21 protein-coding genes are annotated in these 26,129 nt (G+C 67.2%); 12 read left to right on the top strand and 9 right to left on the bottom strand.

Translation table 11 applies throughout. The features are described from left to right. The 3 genes from ABZW18_RS06180 to ABZW18_RS06190 form a co-directional block, all read right to left on the bottom strand. Entirely contained in the window at positions 1-696 is a 696-nt protein-coding gene (locus ABZW18_RS06180) for a type 1 glutamine amidotransferase domain-containing protein (protein WP_356182778.1), read from the bottom strand. Between the two features lie 435 nt (positions 697-1,131). Continuing rightward, positions 1,132-1,641, bottom strand: coding sequence for a DUF664 domain-containing protein (locus tag ABZW18_RS06185; protein ID WP_356182781.1), 510 nt, complete (start codon positions 1,639-1,641; stop codon positions 1,132-1,134). Between the two features lie 383 nt (positions 1,642-2,024). Continuing rightward, the gene (locus tag ABZW18_RS06190; protein WP_356182784.1) at positions 2,025-3,809 is read right to left on the bottom strand and encodes a GAF domain-containing protein; all 1,785 of its coding nucleotides are present in this window, start codon (positions 3,807-3,809) and stop codon (positions 2,025-2,027) included. A gap of 184 nt (positions 3,810-3,993) precedes the next feature. Here ABZW18_RS06190 and ABZW18_RS06195 point away from each other — a divergent pair, with 184 nt between their 5' ends. The 7 genes from ABZW18_RS06195 to ABZW18_RS06225 all read left to right on the top strand — a co-directional run bounded on the left by ABZW18_RS06195 (position 3,994) and on the right by ABZW18_RS06225 (position 11,617). Then, entirely contained in the window at positions 3,994-5,019 is a 1,026-nt protein-coding gene (locus ABZW18_RS06195) for an NAD(P)-dependent alcohol dehydrogenase (protein WP_356182786.1), read from the top strand. Positions 5,020-5,038: 19 nt separating this feature from the next. Beyond that, positions 5,039-6,640: an extracellular solute-binding protein gene (locus tag ABZW18_RS06200; RefSeq protein WP_356182789.1), complete on the top strand. Its 1,602-nt coding sequence runs from the start codon at positions 5,039-5,041 to the stop codon at positions 6,638-6,640. An 84-nt stretch (positions 6,641-6,724) separates the two neighbouring features. Next, positions 6,725-7,603, top strand: coding sequence for a sugar ABC transporter permease (locus ABZW18_RS06205; RefSeq protein ID WP_356182792.1), 879 nt, complete (start codon positions 6,725-6,727; stop codon positions 7,601-7,603). Then, on the top strand, positions 7,600-8,445 hold the full coding sequence (locus tag ABZW18_RS06210; protein WP_356182795.1) for a carbohydrate ABC transporter permease: 846 nt from the start codon (positions 7,600-7,602) through the stop codon (positions 8,443-8,445). The genes ABZW18_RS06205 and ABZW18_RS06210 overlap by 4 nt, the downstream gene beginning before the upstream one ends. Continuing rightward, the gene (locus tag ABZW18_RS06215; RefSeq protein ID WP_356182798.1) at positions 8,442-9,536 is read left to right on the top strand and encodes an ABC transporter ATP-binding protein; all 1,095 of its coding nucleotides are present in this window, start codon (positions 8,442-8,444) and stop codon (positions 9,534-9,536) included. Before ABZW18_RS06210 ends, ABZW18_RS06215 begins: the two co-directional genes overlap by 4 nt. A gap of 1 nt (position 9,537) precedes the next feature. Next, complete coding sequence (locus tag ABZW18_RS06220) at positions 9,538-10,617, top strand: ABC transporter ATP-binding protein (RefSeq protein ID WP_356182801.1); 1,080 nt, start codon at positions 9,538-9,540, stop codon at positions 10,615-10,617. A 559-nt stretch (positions 10,618-11,176) separates the two neighbouring features. Beyond that, on the top strand, positions 11,177-11,617 hold the full coding sequence (locus ABZW18_RS06225; protein ID WP_356182804.1) for a peptidase inhibitor family I36 protein: 441 nt from the start codon (positions 11,177-11,179) through the stop codon (positions 11,615-11,617). Between the two features lie 446 nt (positions 11,618-12,063). Here ABZW18_RS06225 and ABZW18_RS06230 read toward each other — a convergent pair whose 3' ends face one another. After that, complete coding sequence (locus ABZW18_RS06230) at positions 12,064-13,677, bottom strand: cation acetate symporter (RefSeq protein WP_356182806.1); 1,614 nt, start codon at positions 13,675-13,677, stop codon at positions 12,064-12,066. Further along, positions 13,674-14,060 carry a DUF485 domain-containing protein gene (locus ABZW18_RS06235; protein ID WP_356182809.1) on the bottom strand — a complete coding sequence of 129 codons (387 nt, stop codon included), beginning with the start codon at positions 14,058-14,060 and terminating at the stop codon, positions 13,674-13,676. Before ABZW18_RS06235 ends, ABZW18_RS06230 begins: the two co-directional genes overlap by 4 nt. A 337-nt stretch (positions 14,061-14,397) precedes the next feature. Here ABZW18_RS06235 and ABZW18_RS06240 point away from each other — a divergent pair, with 337 nt between their 5' ends. Further along, positions 14,398-14,559, top strand: coding sequence for a hypothetical protein (locus ABZW18_RS06240; RefSeq protein ID WP_356182907.1), 162 nt, complete (start codon positions 14,398-14,400; stop codon positions 14,557-14,559). A gap of 390 nt (positions 14,560-14,949) precedes the next feature. Here the strand turns inward: ABZW18_RS06240 and ABZW18_RS06245 are convergent, their stop codons facing one another. Then, the gene (locus ABZW18_RS06245; protein WP_356182812.1) at positions 14,950-16,413 is read right to left on the bottom strand and encodes a hypothetical protein; all 1,464 of its coding nucleotides are present in this window, start codon (positions 16,411-16,413) and stop codon (positions 14,950-14,952) included. A 487-nt stretch (positions 16,414-16,900) separates the two neighbouring features. On the opposite strand from ABZW18_RS06245, the gene ABZW18_RS06250 reads away from it, so the two are divergent. Together ABZW18_RS06250 and ABZW18_RS06255 are read left to right on the top strand one after the other, a co-directional pair. Next, on the top strand, positions 16,901-17,812 hold the full coding sequence (locus tag ABZW18_RS06250) for an adhesin (RefSeq protein ID WP_356182814.1): 912 nt from the start codon (positions 16,901-16,903) through the stop codon (positions 17,810-17,812). Positions 17,813-18,058: 246 nt separating this feature from the next. Further along, complete coding sequence (locus tag ABZW18_RS06255) at positions 18,059-18,598, top strand: hypothetical protein (protein WP_356182817.1); 540 nt, start codon at positions 18,059-18,061, stop codon at positions 18,596-18,598. 183 nt (positions 18,599-18,781) lie between these two features. On the opposite strand, the gene ABZW18_RS06260 is transcribed toward ABZW18_RS06255, so the two are convergent. Continuing rightward, a complete protein-coding gene (locus ABZW18_RS06260) occupies positions 18,782-19,651 on the bottom strand; it encodes a helix-turn-helix transcriptional regulator (protein WP_356182820.1) in 870 nt (289 codons plus the stop codon). A gap of 259 nt (positions 19,652-19,910) precedes the next feature. Between ABZW18_RS06260 and ABZW18_RS06265 the strand changes: the two genes are divergently transcribed. Further along, positions 19,911-20,027 carry an alpha-hydroxy-acid oxidizing protein gene (locus ABZW18_RS06265; RefSeq protein ID WP_356182822.1) on the top strand — a complete coding sequence of 39 codons (117 nt, stop codon included), beginning with the start codon at positions 19,911-19,913 and terminating at the stop codon, positions 20,025-20,027. A gap of 219 nt (positions 20,028-20,246) precedes the next feature. Next, the gene (locus tag ABZW18_RS06270) at positions 20,247-20,987 is read left to right on the top strand and encodes an SDR family oxidoreductase (RefSeq protein WP_356182825.1); all 741 of its coding nucleotides are present in this window, start codon (positions 20,247-20,249) and stop codon (positions 20,985-20,987) included. A 178-nt stretch (positions 20,988-21,165) separates the two neighbouring features. Here the strand turns inward: ABZW18_RS06270 and ABZW18_RS06275 are convergent, their stop codons facing one another. Beyond that, the gene (locus ABZW18_RS06275; RefSeq protein WP_356182828.1) at positions 21,166-21,807 is read right to left on the bottom strand and encodes a hypothetical protein; all 642 of its coding nucleotides are present in this window, start codon (positions 21,805-21,807) and stop codon (positions 21,166-21,168) included. Continuing rightward, a complete protein-coding gene (locus tag ABZW18_RS06280; protein ID WP_356182831.1) occupies positions 21,804-25,643 on the bottom strand; it encodes an NACHT domain-containing protein in 3,840 nt (1,279 codons plus the stop codon). The genes ABZW18_RS06275 and ABZW18_RS06280 overlap by 4 nt, the downstream gene beginning before the upstream one ends. Positions 25,644-26,129: the final 486 nt, after the last annotated feature.

Here is a 26,129-nt window from a genome sequence, read left to right on the forward strand (position 1 = left end):
TCAGGCCAGCTTCTTGAGCAGTTCCGCGGCGAGCGGGGCGGAGGAGGCCGGGTTCTGGCCGGTGACCAGGTTGCGGTCGACGACCACGTTCGGGACCCACGGCTCGCCCGCCTGCACCTGCAGGCCCGCATCCGTCAGGCGGGTCTCCAGCAGCCACTTCGCCTTGTCGGCGAAGCCGGCCTGCGTTTCCTCGGAGTTGGTGAACGCGGCCACCTGGTAGCCCGCGAAGGCGTTGGAGCCGTCGGTCTTCACGGCCGCGAGCAGGGCGGCCGGGGCGTGGCAGACCACACCCAGCGGCTTACCCGCCTCGAGGGTGTCGATCAGCAGCTTGCCGGAGGTGGCGTCGACGGCGAGGTCCTCCATGGGGCCGTGACCGCCGGGGTAGACAACGGCGGCGTAGGCGTCGAGGTTCACGTCCTCGAGCTTGATCGGGTTCTGCAGCTCGGTTATCGCGGCGAGCGCGCTCGCGATCTTGTCGGCGTTCTCCTGGCCGCCGTTGACCTCGGCGGCGAGGCTGGCCTTGTCCACGGTGGGGACGACGCTGCCCGGGGTGGCTACGACGATCTCGTGGCCGGCGGCCCTGAACGCCTTGTACGGGGCGACGGCCTCCTCGGCCCAGAAGCCGGTCGGGTGCTTGGTGCCATCAGCCAGCGTCCAGTAGTCGACGCCGGTCATCACGAAGAGGATCTTCGACATGGTGTTTCTCCGAGGGTAGGGGCCCGGCTGACCGGGGCCCGGTGGGGTGGGTGCGTATCGTGCGCTCTGACGTGCTGCGTCCGCTGACACTCTGCGATCGCTGACGCTTTGAGTGCAGATCGTCAGAGCGGCGATGTCCTCGACATTAGGCTGTAGTCCGATAGGTATCCAATGGGGAAAACAATGCCTGGCATTGGAACTCCAATGGCTCTTCGGGAATAGGGATCAGTCGGTGTACCCGACCCTCTCGTACGCTCCGCAGCCATCGCAGCCATCTGTCCACGTGTCCCGGGCCACCGTCCTCGACCAGCGCACGATCTTGGCAGGGCGGATCGGGTTGAGCCCTTTCCTGCCGGCATAGGGCTCCCTGACTGAGACGCATGGAGTTGCTGAGGACAGGACGGGCCGCCGTGCCCTGCTGACGTCGACCACCGGTCAGCGGCGTTTCACTGAGCCGCGGATGAAGGCGGCCTGGCCCGCATGCTGCAAACCGTCCGCGATGACACTCACCAGCCGCACCCCCAGGGTCACCGGTGGGTCCCAGGACTCGTCCACGATCCTGTTCAGCGCATGGGCGCTCAGCCCGGTGACGAAGCCCATGGTCTGCTCATGGACGGCGTCGAAGTAGCCCAACAGCGACTCGGACGACTCGACCTGCACCGCGGCGGCCTGCTTGCTGGAGTGACCGAAGCCGGTCGCCTCGGGAGGAAAGGGGAGACCGAAACGGCTGACCCAGTCCTGAGAGAGCCACACCTGTTCCTGGCCCGAGGCGTCGGCCACGTGATCGTCCTGAATCCGCGAGAGGTGCCACACGAGCCAGGCGATGGAGTTGGCCCGGGGATCGAGACGGGCATGGAGATCCTTCACCGTGAGCCCCTCGGCCGCCTCGTGCACCACCTCGTGGATGCGTCCGAAAGCGTCCGCGAGCACATCTGATGCCTTCATACTCCGAGTAAACGCGCGGGGTTCCGACAATTGTGAGCCGACACGGTTCCGGGGAGCGCGGTCACCCAAGCGCGCCGTCGGCGCGGAGCTCCGCGTGGGCGCTTCGACGATCCGCAGGATCCTCGAACGCCGGAAGATGCCCCCAGCACCCGTGGTTCTGACTCGACCGTCAGGCGCCCCGCGATGCCGTACACCGCTGTCGCCAAGTGCTATGAGCCCAAGGGAACCGGTAGTTGTTACGGTGCGCTGGGCTGGAGTCAGCATCGCGCTGCCGCGCACCGGACGTCGTCCAGCACCACTTCGCTGGTCACCGACGCGCTCAGGGAGAGCTTGTGCTTGATCCTGTGGGCGCTGAGTTGCGGTTCCACATGGTCCGCACCCAGCTACGTGAGGCTCGACGGGACGATCCCGTAACGGCGCATCTTGCGGTATATGGTGGCGCGGGAGATCCCGAGATCCTGTGCGGTGCGCTGGACATTGGAGTTGCGGTCCATCAGCCCACGCAGAATGGCATCGCGTTCCAGCGCTTCGATGGTGGTCAAGACCCTGTGCGAGGACACCCGGCATTCCGGCGGGAGATCCTCCACTCGGAGGATCCGGCCGGATGGTCGCCGTGCGAAGCCACGGATCACCGGCTCGAGTTGCCGGACATTCTCCGGCCAAGAACATCGCTGAAGCATGGCAAGCGCCTCCGAGGAACAACTGCTCTCTCCGCTCGGCCGATATTTGAGCAGGAAGAACCGGACCAGGTGCTCGATGTCTCCATAGCGATGACGGAGGGGCGGCACCTCCACCGAGGCGCCGCACAGACGGTCGAGCTGGTCGTCGGCACCGACCATGGACGGCTGGCTTGTCATGACCAGTTGCCCGGTGGCGGTCCGATCAAGCCGCGCCAGGAGGCTCCTCAGGTGCCTGCGCACGTGGTCGCCCAGCAGGTGGACATCGCACAGGACGACCACGTTCGACGGTTCGGCCAGCAGGTCGTTGATGTGGCTCAGCCAGTGCTCCGTGGCGTGCGGCGACTCCGACAGCGGCGCTTCGATCATCGCGAGCGGGCCACCGGCACCGTGGGCTCGGTGGATGGCTTCGATCAGCGTGCTCTTGCCGACACCGGCTTCGCCAACGAGATGAAGCCAGGACCCGGCGATGAACGCCGCTTCGCTTTCGGCGACCGCGCGCAGCCATGGCTGGGACGAGCCCACCAACCCCAGGCTCGATCGTGCACCTCCAACGGAATCGACCGGTCCGGGCTGGGGACGTCCGATCACCCGGACTCGGAAGATGGCGCCCGCGTCGCTGTCCTCGCGTCGGCTACGGCTGACCCGGAGTTTGGCGACGCGGCCAGAGGGGAGGGCGATGCTGCGAGTCCCTTCGAACCGCGGGTCGTCGGCGACCTCACGTGCGTGGTCGAGCAGCGCGTAGTGATCCGGCCCGGCCACGGCGGCACGCAGCTGCTCGTTCATCATGACCACATCACGATTGAGGGCCAGCACGGGTCCCGGGCGCACCGAGGAGCACGCGTCCATGTAGTCCTGGAACAGGGCCCGCTCTCGCCGCGAACTGATCGCGGCGAGCTCGCTTTCGATCTGGCCCGTAACAGAGCGGGCCAAGGCCATGAGCATTCCGGCAGAGCCCTGACGGCTCGTGGTCAGGTTGAAGGCGCCCAGTAGCGTGCGCCGGGTGGGATGCAGGATCGGCACGGCCGCGCAGTGGAAGTCCCGCAGCGCCTCGACGTAGTGCTCGCTTCCGGAGATCATGACCGGGCGGCCGCTGGCCAGCGCGGTCCCGATGCCGTTGGTGCCCACGTAGCGCTCGGAGAACACGTGACCCGGGGCCAGGTGCACTCGGTTGAGCCGCGTCGTCAGACCCTCGTGGGAGACCATTCGGGACAGCACCACGCCGTTCCGGTTTGTGATCATCATGGACACCGGGTCGTCGGCAAGCTGCTCGTGCAGCCTCTTCAGGATCGGTAGCGCCGCCCGGGTGAGCGGACTGTCCAGGTTGGGGTTCTGCAGGTACGGAGCGTCGAGGCGGCTCGACTTCACCTCGTGCTCGATCGAACGTTGCCACGAGGCGACCACGAGCGGGCGGGCGCTTGGATCCTTGGTGACATCCAGATACAGCTCTCTGGCTGCCGTCAGAGAGCTGCCAGGTTGACGTCGGGGCATTTAACACTCCCGTATGGCGCTCGTCACAATCTCTCGGTGGAGTGATTGGAGCAGCTCGATGGCGCCGCGCCTACGGCGTGTATCACATTGATACATCCGCGGACGGCTTCTGAGACATCGACCTGCGAGCGGCGGGCTGTGTAATCGGCGCACTATCCACCCGCCGACTCGCAGGGGAGCCGCGATGAAAGCCGTGCAAGTCACCGAATACGACGGGCCGCCAGTGCTCGTGGATGTGCCGGACCCGCAGATCACCGGTCCGCTGGATGTGATCGTGAAGGTCGGAGGAGCGGGAGTCTGCCGCACCGATCTGCACATCCTTGAAGGACAGTGGAGCGACAAGAGCGGGGTCGTCCTGCCCTACACCATCGGTCACGAGAACGCCGGTTGGGTGGAGGCAGTGGGGCAGGCCGTCACGCACGTCGAGGTCGGCGACCCGGTCATCCTGCACCCCCTGGTGACCTGCGGTCTGTGCCGCGCCTGCAGGGCCGGCGACGACGTGCACTGCATGAACTCGTCCTTCCCCGGGATCGACACCGACGGGGGCTACGCCGAGTACCTGAGGACGACCGCCCGCTCGGTCGTGACACTGGACCCGTCTCTTGAGCCGGCCTCGGTGGCGGCCCTGGCCGATGCCGGGCTCACCGCGTACCACGCCGTCGCCAAGGCGGCCCGGGTCCTGCGCCCCGGTGACCGGGCAGTGGTGATCGGCGCCGGTGGACTCGGGCACATCGGCATTCAGGTGCTCCGGGCCCTTTCACCGGTCGAGATGATCGTCATCGACCGGAGCCCGGGTGCCCTCGCCCTCGCCAAGGAGCTGGGGGCTGAACACACGCTTCTCGCGGACGGGAGTGAAGCCGAACGCGTCCTGGAGCTGACCGGAGGGCACGGGGCGGAAGCGGTTTTGGACTTCGTCGGCGAGGGCGGTGCCGTCGAGGTGGGCGTGGCCTGCCTGCGCCGTAACGGCGACTACTACGTCATCGGCTACGGCGGTCACCTCGACGTTCCGACGATCGACGTCATCTCCACCGAGATCAACTTCATCGGCAACCTCGTGGGGTCCTACAACGACCTCTCCGAGCTGATGGTCCTGGCAGCCCAGGGCAAGGTCAGCCTGCACACCCAGCGGTACCCCCTGGCGTCCTTCCGGGAAGCCCTCGACGACTTGACCGCCGGTGCCGTACGCGGCCGAGCGATCTTGATCCCCTGACGGCGAAGGAGCCGCGTCCATGCGCAAGAGATCGAAGGGCCTGGTCGCCACCGCGGCCGTCGCGGCCCTCACGGCCACCGGATGCACCGGTCAGAACCAGGTCGAGAACAAGCCCGACAAGCCCGCACTGTTCAAGCCCGGGTCGGAGATCGGCTACAGCAAGTACGGCAAGGACTACCCGAAGGCGAAGGTGAAGGACGTCCCGGGACCCTGCAGCTACGAGTCGATCAGCCGCAAGGACTACTCCGGTCAGACACTGAAGATCATCAGCCACGCCGTCCCGGTCATCGGCGAGCCGACCCAGCTGCATGCAAAACAGTTCGAGGACATCACCGGGGCGAAGGTGGAGGTGATCAACGTCCCCTTCGGGGAGCTGCACCAGAAGATCCTCACCCCCTTGCAGGCAAACCAGCCGGCGTACGACGTGATGTTCTACCCCTCCTTGTGGATCGGCGACATGGCCCCTTATCTGGCGCCGGTGCCGCGGAAGTATCTGGACACCCCCGGCATGAAGGACGTCACGCAGGCCTACATGGACGTGGCGACCTGGGACGGGAAGGTGGTGCAGTACCCCGTTGACGGTGACCGGCATTACCTCAAGGTCCGGACGGATGTCCTGAAGGACCCGAAGCGGCAGGCGGCGTACAAGGAGGCCACGGGTAAGGACCTGCGGGTCCCCAAGACGTGGACCGAATACCAGGAGGTCGCCGAGTTCTTCAGCGACAAGGATGTCGACGGCGACGGCAAGCGCAACTTCGGCAGCGCCGAGGTGACCAAGCGTGACGACCTGACGTTCTCCGCGTTCATCAGCCGTGCGGCGCCGTATGTGAAGCACCCGGACGTCAAAGGTGGCTTCTTCTTCGACGTCGAGACCATGAAGCCGCTGATCAACACGCCCGGCTTCGTACGCGCCCTGGGAGACATGGTGAAGGCCAAGTCGACCTGGGCGCCCGGGGGCGCCAACTTCGGCCTGGGTGACGAGATCTTCTCGTTCGGAGGCGGCCAGACGCTGATGTCCTATTCGTGGGACGACGCGTTCATCCAGGCCCAGCAGCCGGACAACAAGATCCGCAACAAGGTCGAGGCGGCGCCGCTGCCGGGGTCCAAGGAGGTCTACAACCGCAAGACGGAGACGTGGGACAAGACTCCGAACCAGGCTCCCTACTTCACCTGGGGATGGACCTCGGCAGTGGCCAAGGCCGCGCCCAACCAGGAGATGGCCTTCGACTACCTGTGCTTCTTCAGCAACGAGGCCAACGCCGCCCTGGACCTGACCATCGGCCGTTTCGGTGTCAACCCGTACCGCGACTCCCACTTCGATGCGGGCTTCTGGGAGAAGCAGGGCTGGGACAAGGACGTCGCGAAGTCGTATGTGCAGACCCTCTCCGGCATGGAGAAGAGCACCAACCGCGTCTTCGACCTGCGCGTACCCGGCGTCAACGCGTACATGTCCGCACTGGCCAACGGGGTCGCGGCTGCTCTGGCAGGGCAGAAGGCTCCGCAGCGGGCGCTCGACGACGTGGCCGAGGAATGGGCCAAGACCACTGAGCAGATCGGCAAGGACAAGGTCCGACGCGCCTATCGCAACGTGGTGGCACTCGAGGACTACGACTACTCCTGACTCGATCGCAGGACGCCCCCCGGGGGGAGCCGGCCCAGCCGGTGGCCCCCTGGGAGGCGCTCCCCCACTTCCGCAAGGAGAACCATGGACGTCCTGCGTCGGCACAAGAGCATGTTCCTGCTCCCCGGACTGCTCACGCTCGCGCTGATCATCATCTTCCCGCTCCTGTTCACCATTCGTGTCAGCTTCTCCGGCTGGAACGTCAGCAACCCATCGATGGACTTCGTGGGAGGGGCCAACTACGCCACGATGCTGCGCGACAGCCGTTTCTGGGCCTCGATCACGCGCCTGATCCTGCTGGCGGGCGGCACGGTCCTGATCCAGTACATCGTCGGGTTCGGGATGGCCCTGCTGGTCTGGCGTGAGGTACGCGGCCGACGTCTTTGGCGGGTGCTGTTCCTCGTCCCCATGATGACCACTCCCGTGGTGATGGCCGCCATCTGGCAGACGATCTTCCACGAGTCACTGGGGCCGGTGAACGATCTGCTCGGGAGGCTGGGCCTCACCGAGATTGCTTGGCTCACCGAGTCCGGGCCGGCACTGGCCGCGCTGATGACCGTCGAGGTCTGGCAGTGGACTCCGTTCATGTTCCTCCTGCTGTTGGCCGGCCTGCTGAGCCTCCCCAAGGAACCGTTCATGGCCGCCGCGATCGACGGCGCCGACACGTGGCGCACCTTCTGGAAAGTGACCTTCCCGCTCATGGCGCCGGTGTCGGTCGCGGCCATCATCATCCGGCTGATCGAGGCGTCCAAGCTCTCCGACAGCGTCTACGTGCTCACCTCCGGAGGGCCGGGCTCCTCCACGGAGACTCCGGGTTACTACCTCTACATCCAGGGGCTCAGGGATCAGCAGACCGGGTACAGCGGCGCGATGTCCCTGACCTACCTGGTCCTGATGATCGTCACGCTCACGGCCGTTGCCGCCTTGCTCACCAAGGGCCTCAAGCTGAAGGGGGACTCATGAGATCGCTCCTTTACCCCGCATTCAAGTACACCGTCATCGGACTCTGGGCATGCTTCGTCGCGGGACCGTTCTTCTGGGCCATGACGACCAGCTTCAAGGACGCCAACGGGGTCCAGGGGGGCGCCACCTACATCCCCTGGATGCAGTACGAACCCACCGCCACCGGCTGGCACAACATCTTCGGTGGTGCCGGTGGTATCGATGTGATCCATCCCTTCATCAACAGCACCATCATCACCATCGCGGCTTCTGCCATCAGCCTCGCCCTCGGCTCCCTGGCTGCCTACGCGTTGTCCCGCTACCGGTTCAAGCTCGGCTTCATCAAGAACAGCGACATCGTCTTCTTCTTCGTGTCACAGCGGATCATGCCGCCCGTCGTCCTGGTGATCCCCTTCTTCTACCTCCTGCAGCAGGTCAACCTCCTGGACAGCATCCTGGGCCTGGTCATCGTGACGGTCGCCCTGCTGCTGCCGATCGCGGTCTGGGTGATGGTGGACTTCTTCAACGGCATCCCGCGTGAGATCGACGAGATGGCCATGCTCGACGGATGCCCCCCGTTCCAGACCTTCGTCCGTGCGATCCTGCCGAACTCCCTGCCAGGGCTGACCGTGGCGGCCATGTTCTGCGCGGTGTTCGGCTGGAACGACTTCTTCTTCGCCTTCAGGCTGACCTTCACCGAGGTCCAGACCCTGCCCCAGGCGGTCGTCGCCCTCAACTCATCGATCCCGCCCTGGTGGACGCTGTCCGCCGCCGCGCTCTTCGGCGTGGCTCCGCTGATCCTGCTCGCGCTCTGGGTGGAGCGCTATCTGTCCAAAGGAAACCTGTCGGGAGCGGTCCGATGAACCTGAGCGCCAATGATCTGTGCCTGTCCGTCGACGGCGTCGACCATCTCAAGAACGTGACCGCGACCTTTCTACCGGGGCGGCTCCACACCGTCATCGGTCGGACGATGGCCGGAAAGACGACGCTGCTGCGGGTGCTGGCCGGTCTGCTGAGGGTGGACTCCGGCTCCCTGACCAGGGAGGGCGCCGACTTCCTGAAGACGCCGGTCTGGCGACGCGATACCGCCATGGTCTACCAGCAGTTCATCAACTACCCGCATCTCACCGTATTCGACAACGTCGCCTTCCCGCTCCGGCGGGCCGGACTGTCACGGGATGAGGTACGGCGACGGGTCCGGCAGAGTCTGGCGAGTGTCGGCCTGGCCGACTTCGAGCGGCGCAAACCATCTCAGCTCTCCGGCGGCCAGCAGCAGCGGGTCGCAGTGGCTCGGGCCCTTGCACGCAGCGCCGGCATTCTCCTGCTCGACGAGCCGCTGGCAAACCTGGACTACAAGTTGCGTGAACAGCTGCGCGACGAGTTCAAAACGCTCTTCTCGGACCAGGGCGACACGGTAGTGATCTACACGACCACCGAACCCACGGAGGCGATGATGCTCGGTGATGTGGTGCTGGTCATGCATGAGGGACAGATCCTCCAGACCGGCACTCCGCAGGAGGTCTTCGAGCGCCCGGCGACGACCACGGTGGCGTCCATCATCAACGACCCGCCCATGAACATCTTCGCGGGCCGGATTGAGGGCAGCCAGGTCACGGTGGCCGGCTTCCAGGCCACGCACGTGTCCGCGCATCTCGCCGACCTGCCCGATGGTGCCTACCAGTTCGGCCTGCGGGCAACGGACGTCAGCCTGGCCTCCGCCGGTGTCGAGGGCGAGGTCACCTTCGTTGAGATCTCCGGGTCCGAGACCTTCGTTCACGTGGCCGTCGGCGAGACACCGTTCGTCGTACAGATCGAGGGCATCCATGACGTCGATCTCGGTGATCCGGTAAAGCTGCGGCTCCGTCCCGAGCGGTTGTTCGCCTTCGACGAGCAGGGGGCGCTCGTGCGGACGCCTGCCTGCAATCTCGATCTCGCTTCAGTGGAAGGGCGTTGACATGGCGCAGCTGGACATCGTCGACGTCGGGCACAGCTACGCGCCGGGTGTCGAAGAGAAGCGGTGGGCTCTCAAGCCGCTGAGGCTGACCTTCGAGGCAGCCAGGACCTACGCCCTGGTCGGACCGTCGGGTTGCGGAAAGACCACACTCCTGAACATCCTGTCCGGGCTGGTCAGACCCTCACAGGGCCAGGTGCTGTTCGACGGCGTCGACGTCACGGCTCTGCCCACGAAGGCTCGCAACATAGCCCAGGTGTTCCAGTTTCCCGTCATCTACAACTCGATGACGGTGTACGAGAACCTCGCCTTCCCGCTGCAGTGCCGCCGGTGGGACAAGGCGAGGATCGACGCCAAGGTCCACCAGGTCGCCGAGGCACTGGACCTGGATGATCGGCTCCGTCAGCCCGCCCGGCGGCTCACCGCCGACGACAAGCAGCTGATCTCGCTCGGCCGTGGTCTTGTCCGCGATGACGTGGCGGCCCTGCTGATGGACGAGCCGTTGACCGTCATCGATCCACAGCTGAAGCACTCGCTGCGGCGCAAGATCCGTGAGATCACCGAGCAGTTCCGTCCCACCGTGATCTACGTTACCCACGACCAGTACGAAGCGATGAGCTTTGCCCAGGAAGTGCTGGTCATGAAGGAAGGCCGGGCCATGCAGCAGGGCACTCCGGAGCAGCTCTTCGAGGCGCCCTCATCGGCGTACGTCGGCTACTTCATCGGATCACCGGCAATGAATTTCCTGACCGTGGACCGGGTCAACGGGGACTTCGCTCTGGGCGGTCGGTCCCTGGCCGTGGCGTGGGACATCCCGGAAGGCACCAGCCAGGTCCAGGTGGGAGTCCGGCCCGAGTACGTCAGAGTCGTCACGGAACCTGGGCCCAATACGTTTCCTGCCAGGCTTCGGGGCGTCCGGGACCACGGCCCGCAGCGCGTGCTCGAGATCGAGGTGGCCAACCAGCTCATCAAGGCGAAGGTTCCGCGGGAGGACGGAGTTCCGGCGATCGAGGAGTTCCTGGTGCATCTGCCGCACGCCAAGGCCCTCCCGTATACGGACGGTCACTTGGTACTCCAGCCATAGATCGTGTTCTTGCCGACGGCGGGTCACTCGCACTCGGAGAAGGAGAATGCCCGGCCCTTCGACGGCTCCACGCCAGTGTGTATACACCGCGTTACCGCAGCGGGCCGCTCGCGGGCCGCTCGGCCTGCTGCAAGCGCAGTTACCCGCCGGGCTGGAGATATTCTCCAACTCGGCGGGCTCTGGGCACCGTCGGGACGACAGGATGAGAACCTGCGACCCCTTGACCCCCAGCCGCGCGCCAATTCTCCTGGTTTGCGACAGCCAGAAGGGCCTCGGAGGGTACCCGGGAAAGTTGCTGAGGCCTGCTCAGCCGGTGTCAGTCGCCTGCTGAGGATGCGGTGGCCACCCCCGAACGATGACGTCGGCCTGGCCGACCACCAGCGGCACATCGGCTTGACGGCGACGGCACGGCAGCAGCGCGCCCCGCGTGAAAGAGGCTTCCGCAGATGTCGTGATTGCGCCGCCTTACAACCGCCAGGCAACTACTGCGTGCATTCAGGCAATCGCTCTGGGTAGTCACCTGGTTGCTTCACTGTCTCCACCGAGGAGGAAATGACCCATGCGTCGCTTCATCACCGCCGTTGTCAGCCTCGTTTCGGCCATCGCGCTCACCGCGGGGCTCACCTCGACCGCCTCCGCCTCGCCCACCAGCGCTCCAACCGCACGGCCCGTCGGCGCCGGGCAAGGCATCGATGAGTGCCCGCAGAAGTTCTACTGCCTCTACGACCACCGCGGCTTCAACATCCGCCACGCCGACGGCCAGATCTGGATCTTCAAGTCCCCCGTCACCGACCTCGGGACGCAGGGCGCCGCCGACAGGGCCAGCTCCGTCGTCAACAACCTGGACGAACCCATCTACCTCTACCGGCACTTCCCGACATGGAGCGACCCGGGGACCTGCCTCGAAGTGCCTCCGCACAGGCACGTCTACGACCTCGGCCTGTACACCCTCGACAACGAGGTCTCCTCCGTGGCCCTGAGGGAATTCCCCTGCTACTGACCTAGCCGCGATGGTGAGCTCCACTGCGTACAGGTGCTACCGAGCACGTGATTCCACGGTCGCGATGACACCTGTGGCAGTGGGGAACACCAGAGGTCGCTGCGCGGGTTTGGGCGGTGGCCTGCCCGGTCTGGGGTCGAGCATGATCAGGGGGCCGTACGCTGGTTGGCAACTCGGGCAGGCTTTGGACCTGCCCGCAATGTGCACGAGTGACCCCCTGGTCTTGCTCGACGCGGGACCGGACCGGGGAGTGTGGGTAAAGCCGTGGAGCCGTCCGTCCCCACCCCCGGCCTGGTTCTTTCGCCCCCATGTGAGCGCGGGCGGGCGACGATGTGCGGCCCCGGTGGCGAAGACATGGAGGGGCGCGCGGCGGCGTCCGACCGTACCGGCTGGAACACGTCCGGTTACCGTGGGGGCCGTCCTGCGCGGCAGCCCCCACCGCCCGCTCATACGGGTGGCGCGTCGGCACCCGCCAGAATGCGCGGTTCTACGGCATCGAACTGCTGTCGCTCCCGTTGCCGGGTGCGGCGGTCGCTGAGTTGGGTGCCGAGCCAGCCGAGGAGGAAACCGGCAGGGATGGAGACCAGCCCGGTGGTGTGCAGCGGGAACCAGCTGAAGTCCTGGCCGGGGATGAGGGCGTTGGGGCCGCCGGATGTCACCGTGGAGAACGTCAGGAGCACCAGGACGCAGGCACTGCCGCCGATGAGCGTGGTGAGCAGGCCGGTACGGGTGTAGCGGCGCCAGAAGAGGCTGTAGACGAGTGCCGGAGAAATGACCGAGGCGCCGATGCAGAACGACAGGGTGATCAGCGCCTGAAGCGCCCAGTCCTGGACGACGATCGCGAGAGCCACGGCGGGCAGCCCAACGCCGAGTCCGGCCAGCCGGGCGGTGACCATTTCACGGCCCCGGGAGACCGTGCCGTCGCGCAGCCCCTGGGCGAACAAGTCGTGGGCAAGCGACGAGGCACAGGCCAGGGTCATCCCCGCCACGGACGAGAGCAGGGTGAGGAAGACCGCGGTGGCGACGGCGCTGAAGACGAGAGTGGAGAAGGTTCCCGAGTCTTCGACGACTGCCTGGCCGATCTGCAGGATTGCGAGGCTGCCCTGCGGGCTCCCGGCAGCGATATTACGGCTGCCGATGAGGGCCGTGGCGCCGATGCCGATGACGGCGATGAGCAGCACGACGTAGATCACCACGGCTGACGCCCAGGACATGGCGCGGCGTATGTCCGGTGCGCTCTTCGCGGTGTACATGCGCATGGTGACGTGAGGGAGGACGGCTGCTCCGATGACCACGGTGAGCATGCCGCTGATGGTGTCCAGGCGTCCTGTGATGTCGGTGCCGAACTGCAGGCCCGAGCTGAGGAAGGCCACTCCGGCTCCGCTGCCCCGCTTGGCGCGGTCGAGCAGCTCGACGGGGCTCCAGCCGACCCGGTCCATGACCAGGACCGCGACGATGGTGACCGCGCCGGCGAGGAAGACGATCTTGATGATCTGGATGAGGGCGGTGCCCTTCATGCCGCCGATGGTCGCGTAGGCGATCATCAGCAGGCCGAGCACGATGATGCACCCGGTGCGTACGCCTTCGCCGGAGAAGCCCAGGATGAGGGCGACGAGATGACCGGCTCCGGCGAGCTGGACGACAATCATCGGTACGAGGGCGAGCAGGGTAATGACGCTGGTGACGATGCGTACCTGCCGACTGGGGAAGCGCCGGGCGAGGGCGTCGCCCATGGTGAACTTGCCCGCGTTGCGGAGAGGTTCGGCCAGCAGGAACATCAGCAGGAGCAGGGACAGCGCGGTGCTGAGGGCGAGGGTGAGGCCGTCGTAGCCGGTGAGTGCGACGATGCCGATGGTGTTCAGGATGGTGGCGCCTGAGATGTAGTCACCGGCGATGGCGAGTCCGTTGCGAACGGGAGAGAGGCTGCGATAGCCGGTGTAGAAGTCGCCGAGGTCGTCACTTTCTGCGCTGGTCATCATGCACATCAGCAGACTGACGCTGACGACCGCGCTGAAGATGACCAGGGACAGGGTCTGGGCGGAGGAGTCGAAGGTGTTCACCAGCCGCGTCCCTCAACAGTGTCGTCCTGCTGCGCGGCGGCCGCCCGTACGCCGTGGGCGAGCGGGTCGACGTTGCGCTGGGCGAGTCGTTCGTAGGCGATGACCGCCAGTAAGGCGACGGGCAGTTGCAGCAGGCCCATGAGGAGACCGAGGTTGAGTCCCAGGAACAGCTCGGTGTCCATGACGTCCGGAGCGAACCCGGACAGGAGGAGGAAGAGGACTAAGTAGCCGAGCGCGGTCAGCGTCATGCTGCGGCGCAGCAGCCGGTAGGCGGAGCGCAGTCGGCGCAGGTCGCCGGTGGCGCTGCGGGTCTGCGGGGACTGCGGGGCCTGCGGCCGGGGCGGCAGGAACGAGTGGGGTTGGGATGGTGCGTTGGATGGCATGAGGTGCTCTTCTGGTGCTGGAGGGTCTGTGCGTCGTGGGGGCAGGTGCACGTTACTCACAAGTAGCAAGTGGAGGGAAGGGTCACCACGGAATGGTCACCACCGGAATCACCGCTGAACGCCCTTTGCCAGGGTCACAGACGTCACGGATCGTCTGGTCGCCTCTCCCGCCGGCCGGATCCTGGCGGAACAGGGCTCCGGGCCGCTGGTGCTGCTGGTGCTGCTGGTGCACGGATTCCCGGAGTCCCGCCCCCCTCGACGTCTCCTCCGCCCAGGAATTGACGCGGTAGTCACCACCGTGCGCGAGCGATTCGGCCGTCTCGACACTCTCGTCAACGTGGCCGGCATCCTGGACTGGCCGGGCATCGAGGACACACAGGAAAGCGCCTGGGACCGCGTCATCGACGTGAACCAGCAGGGAACTTGGCTCGGGACGAAGGCCGCCATGCCCCTGCTTCGCGCGAGCGGCAACGCATCAGCGATCGACACCTCCGGTTAACGCGCTCGTCACTGACCTCGCCGTACTCGGCCCCGCACAGGGCATCAGCCTCGGCGGACATCAGGGCATCGGCGAACGTCTTGACCCGGAGCAAACCACCGGATCAGGTAGAACCCGTACACCACTTCTCAGGACGCAACCGCCGCCTGACGCCCGACGCCGACCGCCGTCACCACATAACCGGACCCCGACGGCTGTCAGGAATGGCAGCCAGTTGCCGTGGCCAAGACGGGTGGAGGTCCGGTCGCAGCACCGCGGTCTATCTCAAGAACTCCCCGTTCTGGAGTCCGATAGCGGTGTCCGTTGGCCGCCCATTACCGAGGCGGCTGGGGCAGCTCATCCGTTTACAAGATGGGCATCCACCACTCCGCGCCCGGCGTGCACCGGCGCTCACTTCTTCAGCAGACCCACCTCCCGCAGCCCGTAGTGGCGGATGCCGTCGGTACGCAGCCCTTCCGCGCCACCGCGGAACACCCAGAAACCGCCGCTCTGGTAGGTCGGGCCGGTGAACGAAGCGCCGGTCAGCAGGTCGGCGCAGCCATCCCGATCTCCGTCGAGGAGTTGCAGAGTGCCGCCGAACTCGGTCCTGGCGGCCGCACCCGGGAGGTTCTTGTCGTTGTGCGAGATGCGCTGTACGGAGCGCATCCGGGCGCCGTCTTTCGTCGCCTTGATCTCCGACACCAAGATCTTGTCCGTGGTGCCGTACTTGCCGGTCCCGAGGGTGGACACGGCCTCGGCCCTTCCGTCACCGGTGATGTCGCCGGTGACCATGGAGGCGCCGAGGCGGTCGAGGTGCAGGGTCCGGATGCCGGGACGGAATCCGTTCGGGCCGCCGCGTAGCATGGGCCGGCCACCGCCCTTCGGGCTCGGCCCGGGGAGCAGGGTGTCCGGGTAGCCGTCCGCGTCGTAATCCGTGCCGGTCACGATGCCCGCGCTGTACTTCCCCGGAGGCGATTCGGCCTCCACCATGCCGTCCTGCGCGGTACCGCGGAACCAGCGCAAGGGGTGGTAGGCACCCCCCTCGTTGTCGTCCTCGGGGTCGTCCGTCTCGGTGGCGAGCAGCAGGTCGGTACGGCCGTCAGCGTCGATGTCCGCGGGCTGCAGCGAGGAGTAGTAGCTGAGATCGGGGGCGGCGCCCCGCACGGTGACGGTGCGGGTCGAGGCGGGGCGGCCGTCGGAGCCGAACGGGCCATAGAGGATTCGCCCGACCGAACCCCGTACCTTCTCTGGGATCGGGGCGAGCACATCGGCCTTGGCGTCGCCGTTGAAGTCGCCGATCGCGGTCGGCGCGGACTCGGTGTGCGCGGAGCCCGCCGGGTAGGGAACGGCAATCGGCTCGCCGCTCAGCCCGCTCGGGCCGCCCCGGAAGAGAACCATCGATCCGGTGTACTTGTCGACGTACTCGTTCCTCGGGATCCGCTGCTCGGCAAGCACGTCGGTATAGCCGTCGGCATCCAGGTCAGCGGTGTGGGTATAGGCGAACCCTTCCTTCCACTTGCTGCCCGAGCCCGGCGGGACCACACCGTCGGCCAGCGGGCGGCCGGTGGGACGCAGCCCGCCCGTGCCACCCATGAAGACCGCGAGCGGACCGATCCCACCTCGGCTCAGTACGGCGGGCGGGGTGCCCTCTTGGGTGCCCGGCTCACCGCGCACCACATCCACCGCATCGGGGTAGCCGTCGCTGTCGAAGTCCGGCGGGCGGTCCCAACTCTTCAAGAAATTCTGGGAGTCGGCGGCGCCCGAGGGGCATCCGGCGCGGACATTTTCGGGATTGCCGTCGGTACCGCCGGTACCGCCGCAGGAAACGTTGAGCACTAGCACAGAGCCCACGACGGCCACTCTGATCGATCTCATACGGGCCGATTATGCGCCACGTCCCGATCATCCGACGGGCCGTCTCCCCAACCGGTGGGCCCGTGGAAGTTGCCGCCGCCGCGGAGACCGTGCGCACCGCCCGGCCGATGGCCTCGGGGAACCGCCTGCAGCCCGGCAAGCAACCCTCGCCCGCTCCAGGGGGCGCTTGCTGTCGTGACGGCGCGTCTCCGTCTCGCCATAGCAGAAGTCCGAGCTGGACAAGGGTTGGAGAAGGATCTGAAAAGCGGCTGACGGGCCTTCCGTTCTGTTCTTCCGCTTCCTCCTCAACTTCCTCAACTCAACCTCCTCAACTTCCTCATGTTCCTCTTCAGTAGCCCTACCTCTGTGTATAGGGCCTCGTGCATAGTGAGTCCGCCTTACCCAACAGGCCCTCGGCCACAGATAAGGAGCTGAACAACCACCCATGGCGTGCCAGCAGTGTGGCGGCCTCGAGAGAACGTTGTCCGGGAGGCCCTGCGCATGCCGCATGGTCACACCGGAGTCGTCCGCCGGGAAGACCCAGACCCCAGAGCCGTGGATCATCAAGGAGACCCTGTACGGCCGGTGGACCACTCTCTCTCGCGCTCGGCAGGCAGGCATTGCGGCGGGCGCAGTGCTTGCACTGTCCGGCCTGGGAGTGCTTCTTGCCTCATCTCTCTTCTCCGGCTCGGACACTCGGTCGGACGAGGCGGCGGACATAGAGCCCCGTGATGCGCCGAAGCCGAGCCTGATCCTGCCGACGGGCGTCCCTGCCGAGCCCACCCCGACCCCCACCAGTTCCTCGCCTTCCTCCAGTCACTCGTCCAAGCCTTCCCGCCGAACGCACGCTCCTGACCCCAAGCCGACGAAGAAGCCTTCCGCACCGGCCGAACCCGTCACGTACACGGCCTGGGCCGGCCACGGCTGCCACTCCTCGGAGCATGGCAACTACGGCGAGGTGAACCACTATGAGAACGGCATCGAGGGCTGGTACATCGTCGACTCCGGCGGCTACGACGGCGGCTCGTGCAGTGGCACCTTCGGCGCGGTGCCGATGTCGGGCAGCAGGTCGGAAGATGGCGGCAACGTTGTGCTGTGGTGGTGGTCGGTGGGCCGCGACTCCGACAAGTGCGCGCTCTCGGTGTATGTGCCCAGCAGTGACAACAGCCGTGATGTGGCGGGCAACCCCACGATGTACCAGGTGTTCTCCCACCCGGACGACTGGGACGCCGTGTACTCGGCCTTCCAGATCGACCAGACCGCCAACCGCGGGCGGCTGGTGGACGTGGGCACGTACCGGGTGCAGGACGGTTACATCGGGGTGAAGATGCTCGACCGCGGCGAGGACTGGGAAGACGAAGGACCGACGTACGCCCACCACGCGGCGTCCCAGATGAAGGTCACCTGCCGGGGGACGTGACCCATCGGTCACTGCACCTGGGCTCTGAGCAGCTCCAGGATCTGCTGCCCGTACAACGGGACTCACCCCCCCGACAGGCTCCCGACCTGCCACATTCCGAGAGCATGACGCTCGTACGCCGATGCACCCGCCGCACGGTCTCCACCCGGCGCCAGCCCAGCAGGGGCAACCAGGCCGGTCTTTGCCTGGGTGCCTCGCACCCATCCGCCCCACCGAGGTCGACCAAAGGGGGTACGGCACACCCAGGTGAACGGCGGCCTGGCTGCCGCTGCCGATGCGCCGGAAACTGATGCCAGGACGCCCACCGGAGGTGCGCCTTATCCCGGCCCTTGTAAGGACGCAGCCATACATCACGACCACACCCCGCGCCGGTCCGTCCTCGACCAGCTGCGCCGCACCGCGGTCAACCCGGACGGCCACATCCTGTTCACCGGCGCCACCGTGGTCACCATGGACCCGGCTCTCGGCGTCCTGTCCTCGGGCGATGTGCTCGTCCAGGGTGCCACCATCGCCGCCGTCGGCCATGACCTGTGCGCCCAGGGGGCCGCTGAGGGCGCCGTCGTCGTCGACGCCGTCGGCACCATCCTCACCCCCGGCTTCGTGGCCACCCACCGTCACGCGTGGGAGTCCCAGCTGCGCCGCATCATGCCGGACGTGGACGACCTCGGTGCCTACGTCACCACGACCCTCCTCGGCTACGCTCCGGCCTACCGGCCCGAGGACATGTACATCGGGACGAAGCTGGCGGCGCTCACCGCTATCGACTCCGGCATCACCACCAGGTAGTGCCGCTGGCGCCGATCGCGCGCCAGGGTTCGATGGCCGGGTGTTGGACGTCGATCCGGCCGCGCTGCGCGCCGAGGTGACCGCCTCCCGCGACCACCTCCTCGCCCAGGCCGCCCCCGGAACGACCGCCTGATTTCATTTCCCTCACCGGACACCGGGCCGGGGCGGGAAGCCGGGGCGGGTCTACTTCTCCGTCGGTGCGAGGTTCTGTCGGGCCACGTCCTCGTCCGCCGGCGTGGGCTCTCCCGCCGACGAGCGCAGCAGTGTGAACGCCTCGGCGGTCGGGCTGGCCGGTTCCGCCTGGTAGACGACGAGCTGCTGGTGGGGGGCGCCGTTGACGGTGAAGGCGGAGAACTGGATCTCCAGGTCCCCCACCTGCGGATGCCTGAGGTTCTTGCCCTCCTGGGCCTTGCTCTTCACCTCGTGCCTGGCCCACAGCTCAGCGAACTCGCCGCTCTGCTCTGACAGGGTCTCCACGACCTCAACGATCCGGGGGGACTCGGGGTCATATCCGTACGCCGCGCGGAGTTCCGCGACGCAGGAGTGTGCGGCCCGGTCCCAGTCCTGGTAGAAATCGCGGCCCGCCGGGTCGACGAACACCGTGCGGGCGAGATTGTCGAATCGCTCGAAGCCGCTGTGCAGCGCGATGGCGAGGGCATTGCACGCCAGAACATCCAGGGCGGGGCCAAGGGCGAAGGCCGGGGTCTGGGACCAGCCGTCCATGAGGCGCAGAAGCTGGGGACTGACGTCCGCCTGGCCCTGGCGGCGCCGCCATGAACCGCTGAGGGGGAGTCTGCGCAGGTGGTCGGCGGCTTCGTCGCCCAGTTGCAGCGCCTGGGCAAGGGCGTCGAGGACCTGTGACGAGGGGCTGGCCTCCCGGCCCTGCTCAAGCCGCATGTAGTAGTCCGAACTCACGCCGGCCCGCAAGGCCACCTCCTCCCGTCGCAGCCCTCGCACACGGCGGCGACCGCCCGCGGGCAGCCCCACATCCTCCGGGCTGAGGGCTTCGCGTCGCGCTCTGAGGAACTGGCCCAATGGCGATGCGTCGCTCATGGCACCAGGCTAGGCGATCGGGACCGCGGCCAGGCGCCGCGATCAGCGAATAACGGCATCGTCGGTGCGCCTACTCCGGCCGCACCCTGATCCGGATGCTGATCTTCTCGGAGACGGTCACAGCGCGTCGAGCCGGCTTCGATTTTGGAGCTCCTGCTGGGCGGTGCTGCACCTCGCGTAGCCGACCCTGGTGGGCTTCGTCATGCAGTCCATGCTCTGACGAGGGTGGAGTGACGCGGGCCGCGTCGTCGAGCGCCTGGTGGGCCGCGATGCTCTGCGCGCCGCCGACACCGGCGCCTCCGCGATCTCCGTGTCCAACCACGGCGGCAACAACCTCGATTCCACCCACTCCCGCACCCCACGATCGGGCCGATAGGCGCCATCGGGAGGCCGCCGCCTTTGACGGGGCGGCGGCGGACGTGCCGCGTGGCGGCCGGGCCCCCTCCGGCCATGAGGAGAGGTGCGGCGCACCCAGGACCGCCGCACCTGGACGAACGGCGGCCTGGTTACCTCGCGCCAGTGAGCCGACCGTGGACGCAGGACGAGCCGTCCCGACGCGTCGCCGCTTCCGCTTCCGGTTCAAGGAGTCTCATTCATGGCCACATCAACCGCTCGGAAAATCGTTCTCATCACCGGCGCCAGCAGCGGCATCGGGGAGGCAACCGCCCGGCTGCTCGCCGGGCGAGGTCACCATGTCGTGTTGGGCGCCCGCCGCACCGAGCGGCTCAAGGAGCTCACCGAGGACCTCCATGCGGCCGGCCACAGTGCCGAGTACCACCCTCTGGATGTGACCGACGCCGAACAGGTACGGGCCTTCGCCGACGCCGCCTACAGCAAGCATGGCCGTATCGATGTGCTGATCAACAACGCCGGCGTGATGCCGCTGTCGAAGCTGGAGGCCCTCAAGCTCGATGAGTGGAACCGCATGATCGACGTGAACATCCGCGGTGTCCTGCACGGCATCGCCGCGGCCCTGCCGATCATGCAGACTCAGCACCACGGCCAGATCATCAATGTCGCTTCGATCGGCGCCCACGTCGTGTCCCCCACGGCCGCGGTCTACTGCGCCACCAAGTTCGCCGCCTGGGCCATCTCCGAAGGACTGCGCCAGGAGGTCGGCGGCGACATCCGGGTCACGACCATCTCTCCCGGAGTCACCGAGTCCGAACTCGCCGAGTCCATCTCGGACCCCGTGGGCCGCGAAGAGATGCGCACCTACCGTCGCGTGGCCATCCCGGCCTCGTCGGTCTCCGCGGCCATCGCGTTCGCCATCGACCAGCCCGCCGACGTCGACGTCAGCGAGATCATCGTCCGGCCCACCGCCGGCGCGGCCTGAGGCCGCGTACCGGCACCGGCCCCGGCCCGCCGTTCACGGCGAGGGTCGGGGCCGGCCGGTGCCCCCTGCGGCTTGTCCACCGAGGTGATCGGGATCGGGCAGGCCGCTTTCTCATCAGCGCGCCGGCCCGTCGGTGCCGTCGGTAGCCGCGCCGACGGCCGCGCCACCGACGTAGGCTTCAACGAAACGCACCGCGGTGTGGGACCAGGAGAACGGCTCGCCGGTGGTGAGGAGTTCCAGGCCCACGACCGAAAGGACCAGGGCCGTGCCGTCGTTGAGGAAGAGCCGTCACTAGGACGAGGCCGGTCGCCTGCAGTGCGATCGGCCGGAAGTTGTTCCTGATCTCGCGCAGCGAGGTGGTCAGCGACTCCCAGTACAGCAGCGCCAGCACGGCGGTCCGGGCGCCGTCGTCGGCGAGTGGTTTGCCCGACCAGGACGCAAGAAGCCTCAGGGCGGTCTCGGAGGGCGATCCGGGCTCGGCGGTGTAGACGAACAGGGTCTGGTCGGTCCCGCCGGGCAGGGCGAGGGCCTGGTAGGTGACGGTGAGGTCACCGACGACCGGGTGGTGGTAGCCCTTGGTCCCCTCGGTGCGCTCGTGCACCCGACGCTCGGCCCAGCACACGCGGAAGTGTTTGCTGTGGGCCGCGAGTTCCACGACCAGTTCGCTCAGCCGCACGTCGTCGGGGTGGCGCCCCGCGTCCATCCGCAGCATCGCGGCGGTGTCCGCACCTACAACGTCTTCCCGCGAGCGAGCCGCGGCAAGGTGCTTCGGTCCGTCGTCGTCACGAATGTAAGTCCCGCTGGACGGAAGGCCACTCAACGGCGGTCTCCTGCACGACGGGTGACCGCTACCTCGTGGGAGTCGTCGCGTGCCCGACGGCCCATCTCGTCCCAGAATCGACGCATGCGAGATACGTGCACTCCCCGCTGCCACCACGCTTCCCTCCGGAACCGCAGGTACAGCCATGCTCGAGGCTGCCATGGCTTGAGCAGATCGCGCTGGCGAAGGCAGAAGACCTCGCTGAACTCCATCCGCAGGTGCTGCGCTTTCGCCGGGTAGGGGCACATTCTCAGGTGGCAGTCGTTGGTGGTGCAGTGGGCTCCTGGCTGCGCGCGGTGTTCCACCGCGCGCGCGGGGTTCAGGCGCGTACGGTCCCTGCTGAGGCAGGAGGGCAGCTGGGACCACTCGTGCGGGTCGCGCTGCTCCAGGAGCCGGATCAAGTCTTTCGGCCGGTGATCCCGCTCTTCGAGTACCTGCAGCAGCGTCACGTCGGCCAACAGCTGCTGGGCGGTGGGGTCCAGGGTGCTCCACCCGGTCGCTGGTGGGATCCACAGGTCGTGGGCCCGCTGCTCGCCCGGGGTACTGACCTCGGTTCCGACGGTACACGAGGTGCTCTCCGCATCGATCCACAGGAAACGCTCCGGACGGCGGGTCTGCAGAGCACGCACTGCGAGCCTGCCGGCTGCCTCCACCAGCGGGTGCTCCCCGTGGCCGTCGCTTCGTGCGAGCCATTCGCAGACCTGGCCGCTGGGATCCGCGCCCGGTCCGCGGATCGGCCGGTCTTGCCGCACGTCGTCGGGCAGGGCCCACAGGGTCAAGGCTTGCAGGAGCGTGAGTCGGGTGTACCAATGGGTGCTGCGCCGTAGCAGTTCCTGCGCCTGCTTGATCAGGAACTCGCGCGACTCCTGATTGGTTCGGGGCCCCGGACGGCGGTTGGCCGCGTACTTGAAGCCTTGGGCCAGGGCCAGGCCAAGACCGATCCGGGTGCCAGAGCTGGCCGTCGAGCCCGCGGCCACCGTGCCATCGTCGGACCGGGCTCGGGCCGGGGCGGCCGCCTCCTCGTCCTCGTGCGGACAGCCGACGCCGGTCACCTCCCGTGTCAGTCGCTCCAACTCGGCGCGCGGAGTGCCGAGATGGCTGGTCATCGGGGAGGTATCCACCAGGCGGGGCAGGATCCAGACGCCCATGGTCCTCTGATGCCACTTCTCCCACTCGTCCTTGGCCTCTCGCTGGGCCATCCACCGTTCGTCACGTTGCTGCCAACGTGTCGCCACCCGTTGCCTGGCTCGGCGCTCCCGGTCGCTGAGACTGCCTTCTCGCCGTGGGGGCCACTGTGGCTGCCCGTCGCAGGTCGGCTTGGGCGGGCGTCGCGCACTCGCCGCATCGTACGAGTTGTCGAGCTGCTCGTAGATGGCACAGAACGCCTTGTCGCTGCCGTTTCCGATCTCGGCCACGATCTCAGCACGGACCAAGGGGTCACGATCGTGGCTTCCGACTTTGAACAGGTGTCGGTAGGACGCTTCGTGGCGCGCCACGCGGCGCGCGGCCGAGCCCCACTGCCTCACCAGGGTGAGTTTCGCCTCACGGAGGGCGGCCGGGTTCTCGCCTCGTTCGAAACGCCCCCATTCATTGCTAATGGCCTGCACGAGGTCGGCGTGTGCGGGGAGGGTGACGATGCTGTCGATGTCCACGGCCGTTGCATAGATGTCGAGTGCCCTGATACGGCTTCTGCCGCGGTTGTCCCGGCGCCCGGCTGCAGTCGCTGCCGCTCTGCGCCGCTCCTGTAGCTTCTCGGTCTCGTCCGCTTCTTCCAGCAGGCCCTCGGCGGCCCGCCACAGCAATGCGCGCAGGGTCGCTGCCGGGCACAGTGCCCGCTCTCCGTCATCTGGGCAAGTGCACCGGCCCTGGTGGGAGCGCGAGAACAGCATGAAGGCGATGAGGAGTTCTCGGCCTCCTCTGTTTATTGCCTGTGCGATGTGTGCTGTTGTCCTACGTGGCACTGGAAGGTTCTCCTGGACCGTTCCCGTCTTTTCCCGGAGCTGCCCCGCGGATGGGTGTGCAGTCCCCTTGCTGCCGACGGCTGAGGACGCCCGCTGCCACAGTCCCCGTTCAACCTGCAGCACCGAGGGCTCGGTGCCGAACATGCATGGGAAGAATCGGGACCCGAGGTAGGCTTGCATAACGCTGTGCTGGAAGTGGACGGTGCCACCCCACTCATGCACCAGCCCCATGCGCGTTCCCCAGGTAGCGGCGAGCTTTACGTCCATGCGGAGGCCGTTCGGCCTGGCGTCGTCGGCCATCCGGTGCTCGGTCGGCGTGGCACCGTCGCACGGAGGGGGAAGATAAGGCGTCAGGCGTTCGTCCAGTTCCTCGGCCACCCGCTCGTTCCATTCAGCAGCGTCTTCGTCATCGAGCTCCTGGCCTCGGACCGTATCGAATAGCCGCAGGCCCTCACTGGTATCACCGACCTCACCGTCGTCGTGTGGGCCAAGAAACGGGTCGAGCTCCCACAGCGGCACCTCTGACCGGTCCGACGCGAGCCCGATGCACGCTAGCGCGGAGATGTAGTCCACGACCGCCGCTCTGGCGTCCTTGCCGAGGGGCAACTCGGGGCGCACCTCTGCGTCGACCAGTGCGTCGAGCCACCTCTCCAAGAGATCGGCCCGCAACGCCCAGGTGTCTTTGAGCATCGGGTCCGAAGTCCCGTTCTCTGTCCACAACGACTCCAGTAGATCCTTCTGCTGCAGGTCCCTGGCAATCTGCAGGTACAGGGGGGAATCGACGACTTTCGCGACCTCCACGACCCGGTCCAGCAGCATCGGGTTCGAACGCCAGCTACCTCCGCTCCCGATATACCTCAACGCCGCTTCATGGCTCAGCGGTTCGAGTTCGGTGACGGCAGCCTGCATTCCGCCCAGCGGGTCGTGCGGTCTGGAAGCAATGACCAGCGGCAGCCTCTCCTCGCCGGCCCGGCGGATCGCTTCCCGGATGCGGTTGTCGCGCTGGTCCCGTACGTCCCCCTGATTGAGCGCTTCCTCAAGGCCGTCCGCGAGGACCACGATCCGGTCCGCGCGCTGCCGGAGCCACCGCCAGAGCCTGTCCGTCTCGGAACCGGACCGGACTCTGGGCTGTACGATCTCCTCGAAGCGGGCACGGGCCAGCTCGCAGAAGTCCAGCTTCGTGTCGGCGTCGCGCAGCCGGATGGGAATAGGCACGGCTCCCTTGGCGGCGAGTTGCTCAGTGAGGCGGACCAGCAAAGCTGTCTTACCCGACCCGACCTTGCCGACAACGACGTGCGGGCGCCGGGCCCGCCGGTCGCGCAGATTGTTCATGATCGCATTGCAGAGCTGGTCCCGCCCGACCACCTCGTCCATGAGGCTGCCAGCCGTCTGCACCAGGCGCTTGGGCTCCGTCCGCGCCCCGCGCGTGCAGTAGCGGCGCACCCGCCACAGCCGCCAGGCCAGGAACAGCACGGTCGAGGCGGCCAGTGCGAGCACCGGGAGCACCACGCCGGTAACCGCCCCGCACGAGGCACCGACTTTCTGGCACATGCCATCGGGTGCCTTCCACAACCACGACGGCGGATCCCTGGGCGGGGCCATGGCAGAGAGGATCACGACCCACAGCCCGCGGCCAGCCCACCACACCAGAACCAGTGCCAGCGCGAGAGTCACCGCGATGCCAACGGTCGTCCTGAAAGGGTTGCGCCAGCGTCCCGCCCGGGTTAGGCCCCGGTGCAGCAGCCACCGGTTGCGCACGCCCCAGAAGACGGCAACAACGGGGCGGCGACAGCGCGTCCACAACTCCCGGAGCGCGCCTCCCTCCGCGGGGCCTGTGACGATCTTGACCTTGGGCTGGAAGAGTTCGCGGGCCATAGGGACCAGCTCCGTATGGCACCCGCACCGGGCTTCCCGAGGTCAGGGCGCCGAGTGAGCAACCGATGGACATCCGGTCAACTCGCCGGCCACTCTGCCGACCGAGCTCCGGGTACTCCAGGGTCGCTACGTTCAAGAAGCGATGTGACTTCATCTCCACAGCTACCAGCCCCAGCCGGATATCGCCACTCGGCGGTGCCAGGGGCGGCCCGACCGGTCCGGCGGCGTCCGGTCGCTTTGATACGCAACGAAGACGTCTGATGCCCTCTCACCGAACGCACGTCGACATGTACCAGCTTCCCGGTGCCCCGCGCGTCTGGGCGCACTCGGCCCCGGCGGGTACATCCAGAGCATGAGGGAACGTCACCCGTTATCTCTCTGATGTCCGCTGGCAGTTGATCGAGCCGGTGCTGGCCGCCTGGCGGGCCCAGCGGCGGCGCGCCCTGGACTAAGCCGCCCGCCCGAGCACGACGGAACATGCTCACA

This window comes from Streptomyces sp. NPDC004647 (assembly GCF_040609575.1).
Lineage (GTDB): Bacteria > Actinomycetota > Actinomycetes > Streptomycetales > Streptomycetaceae > Streptomyces.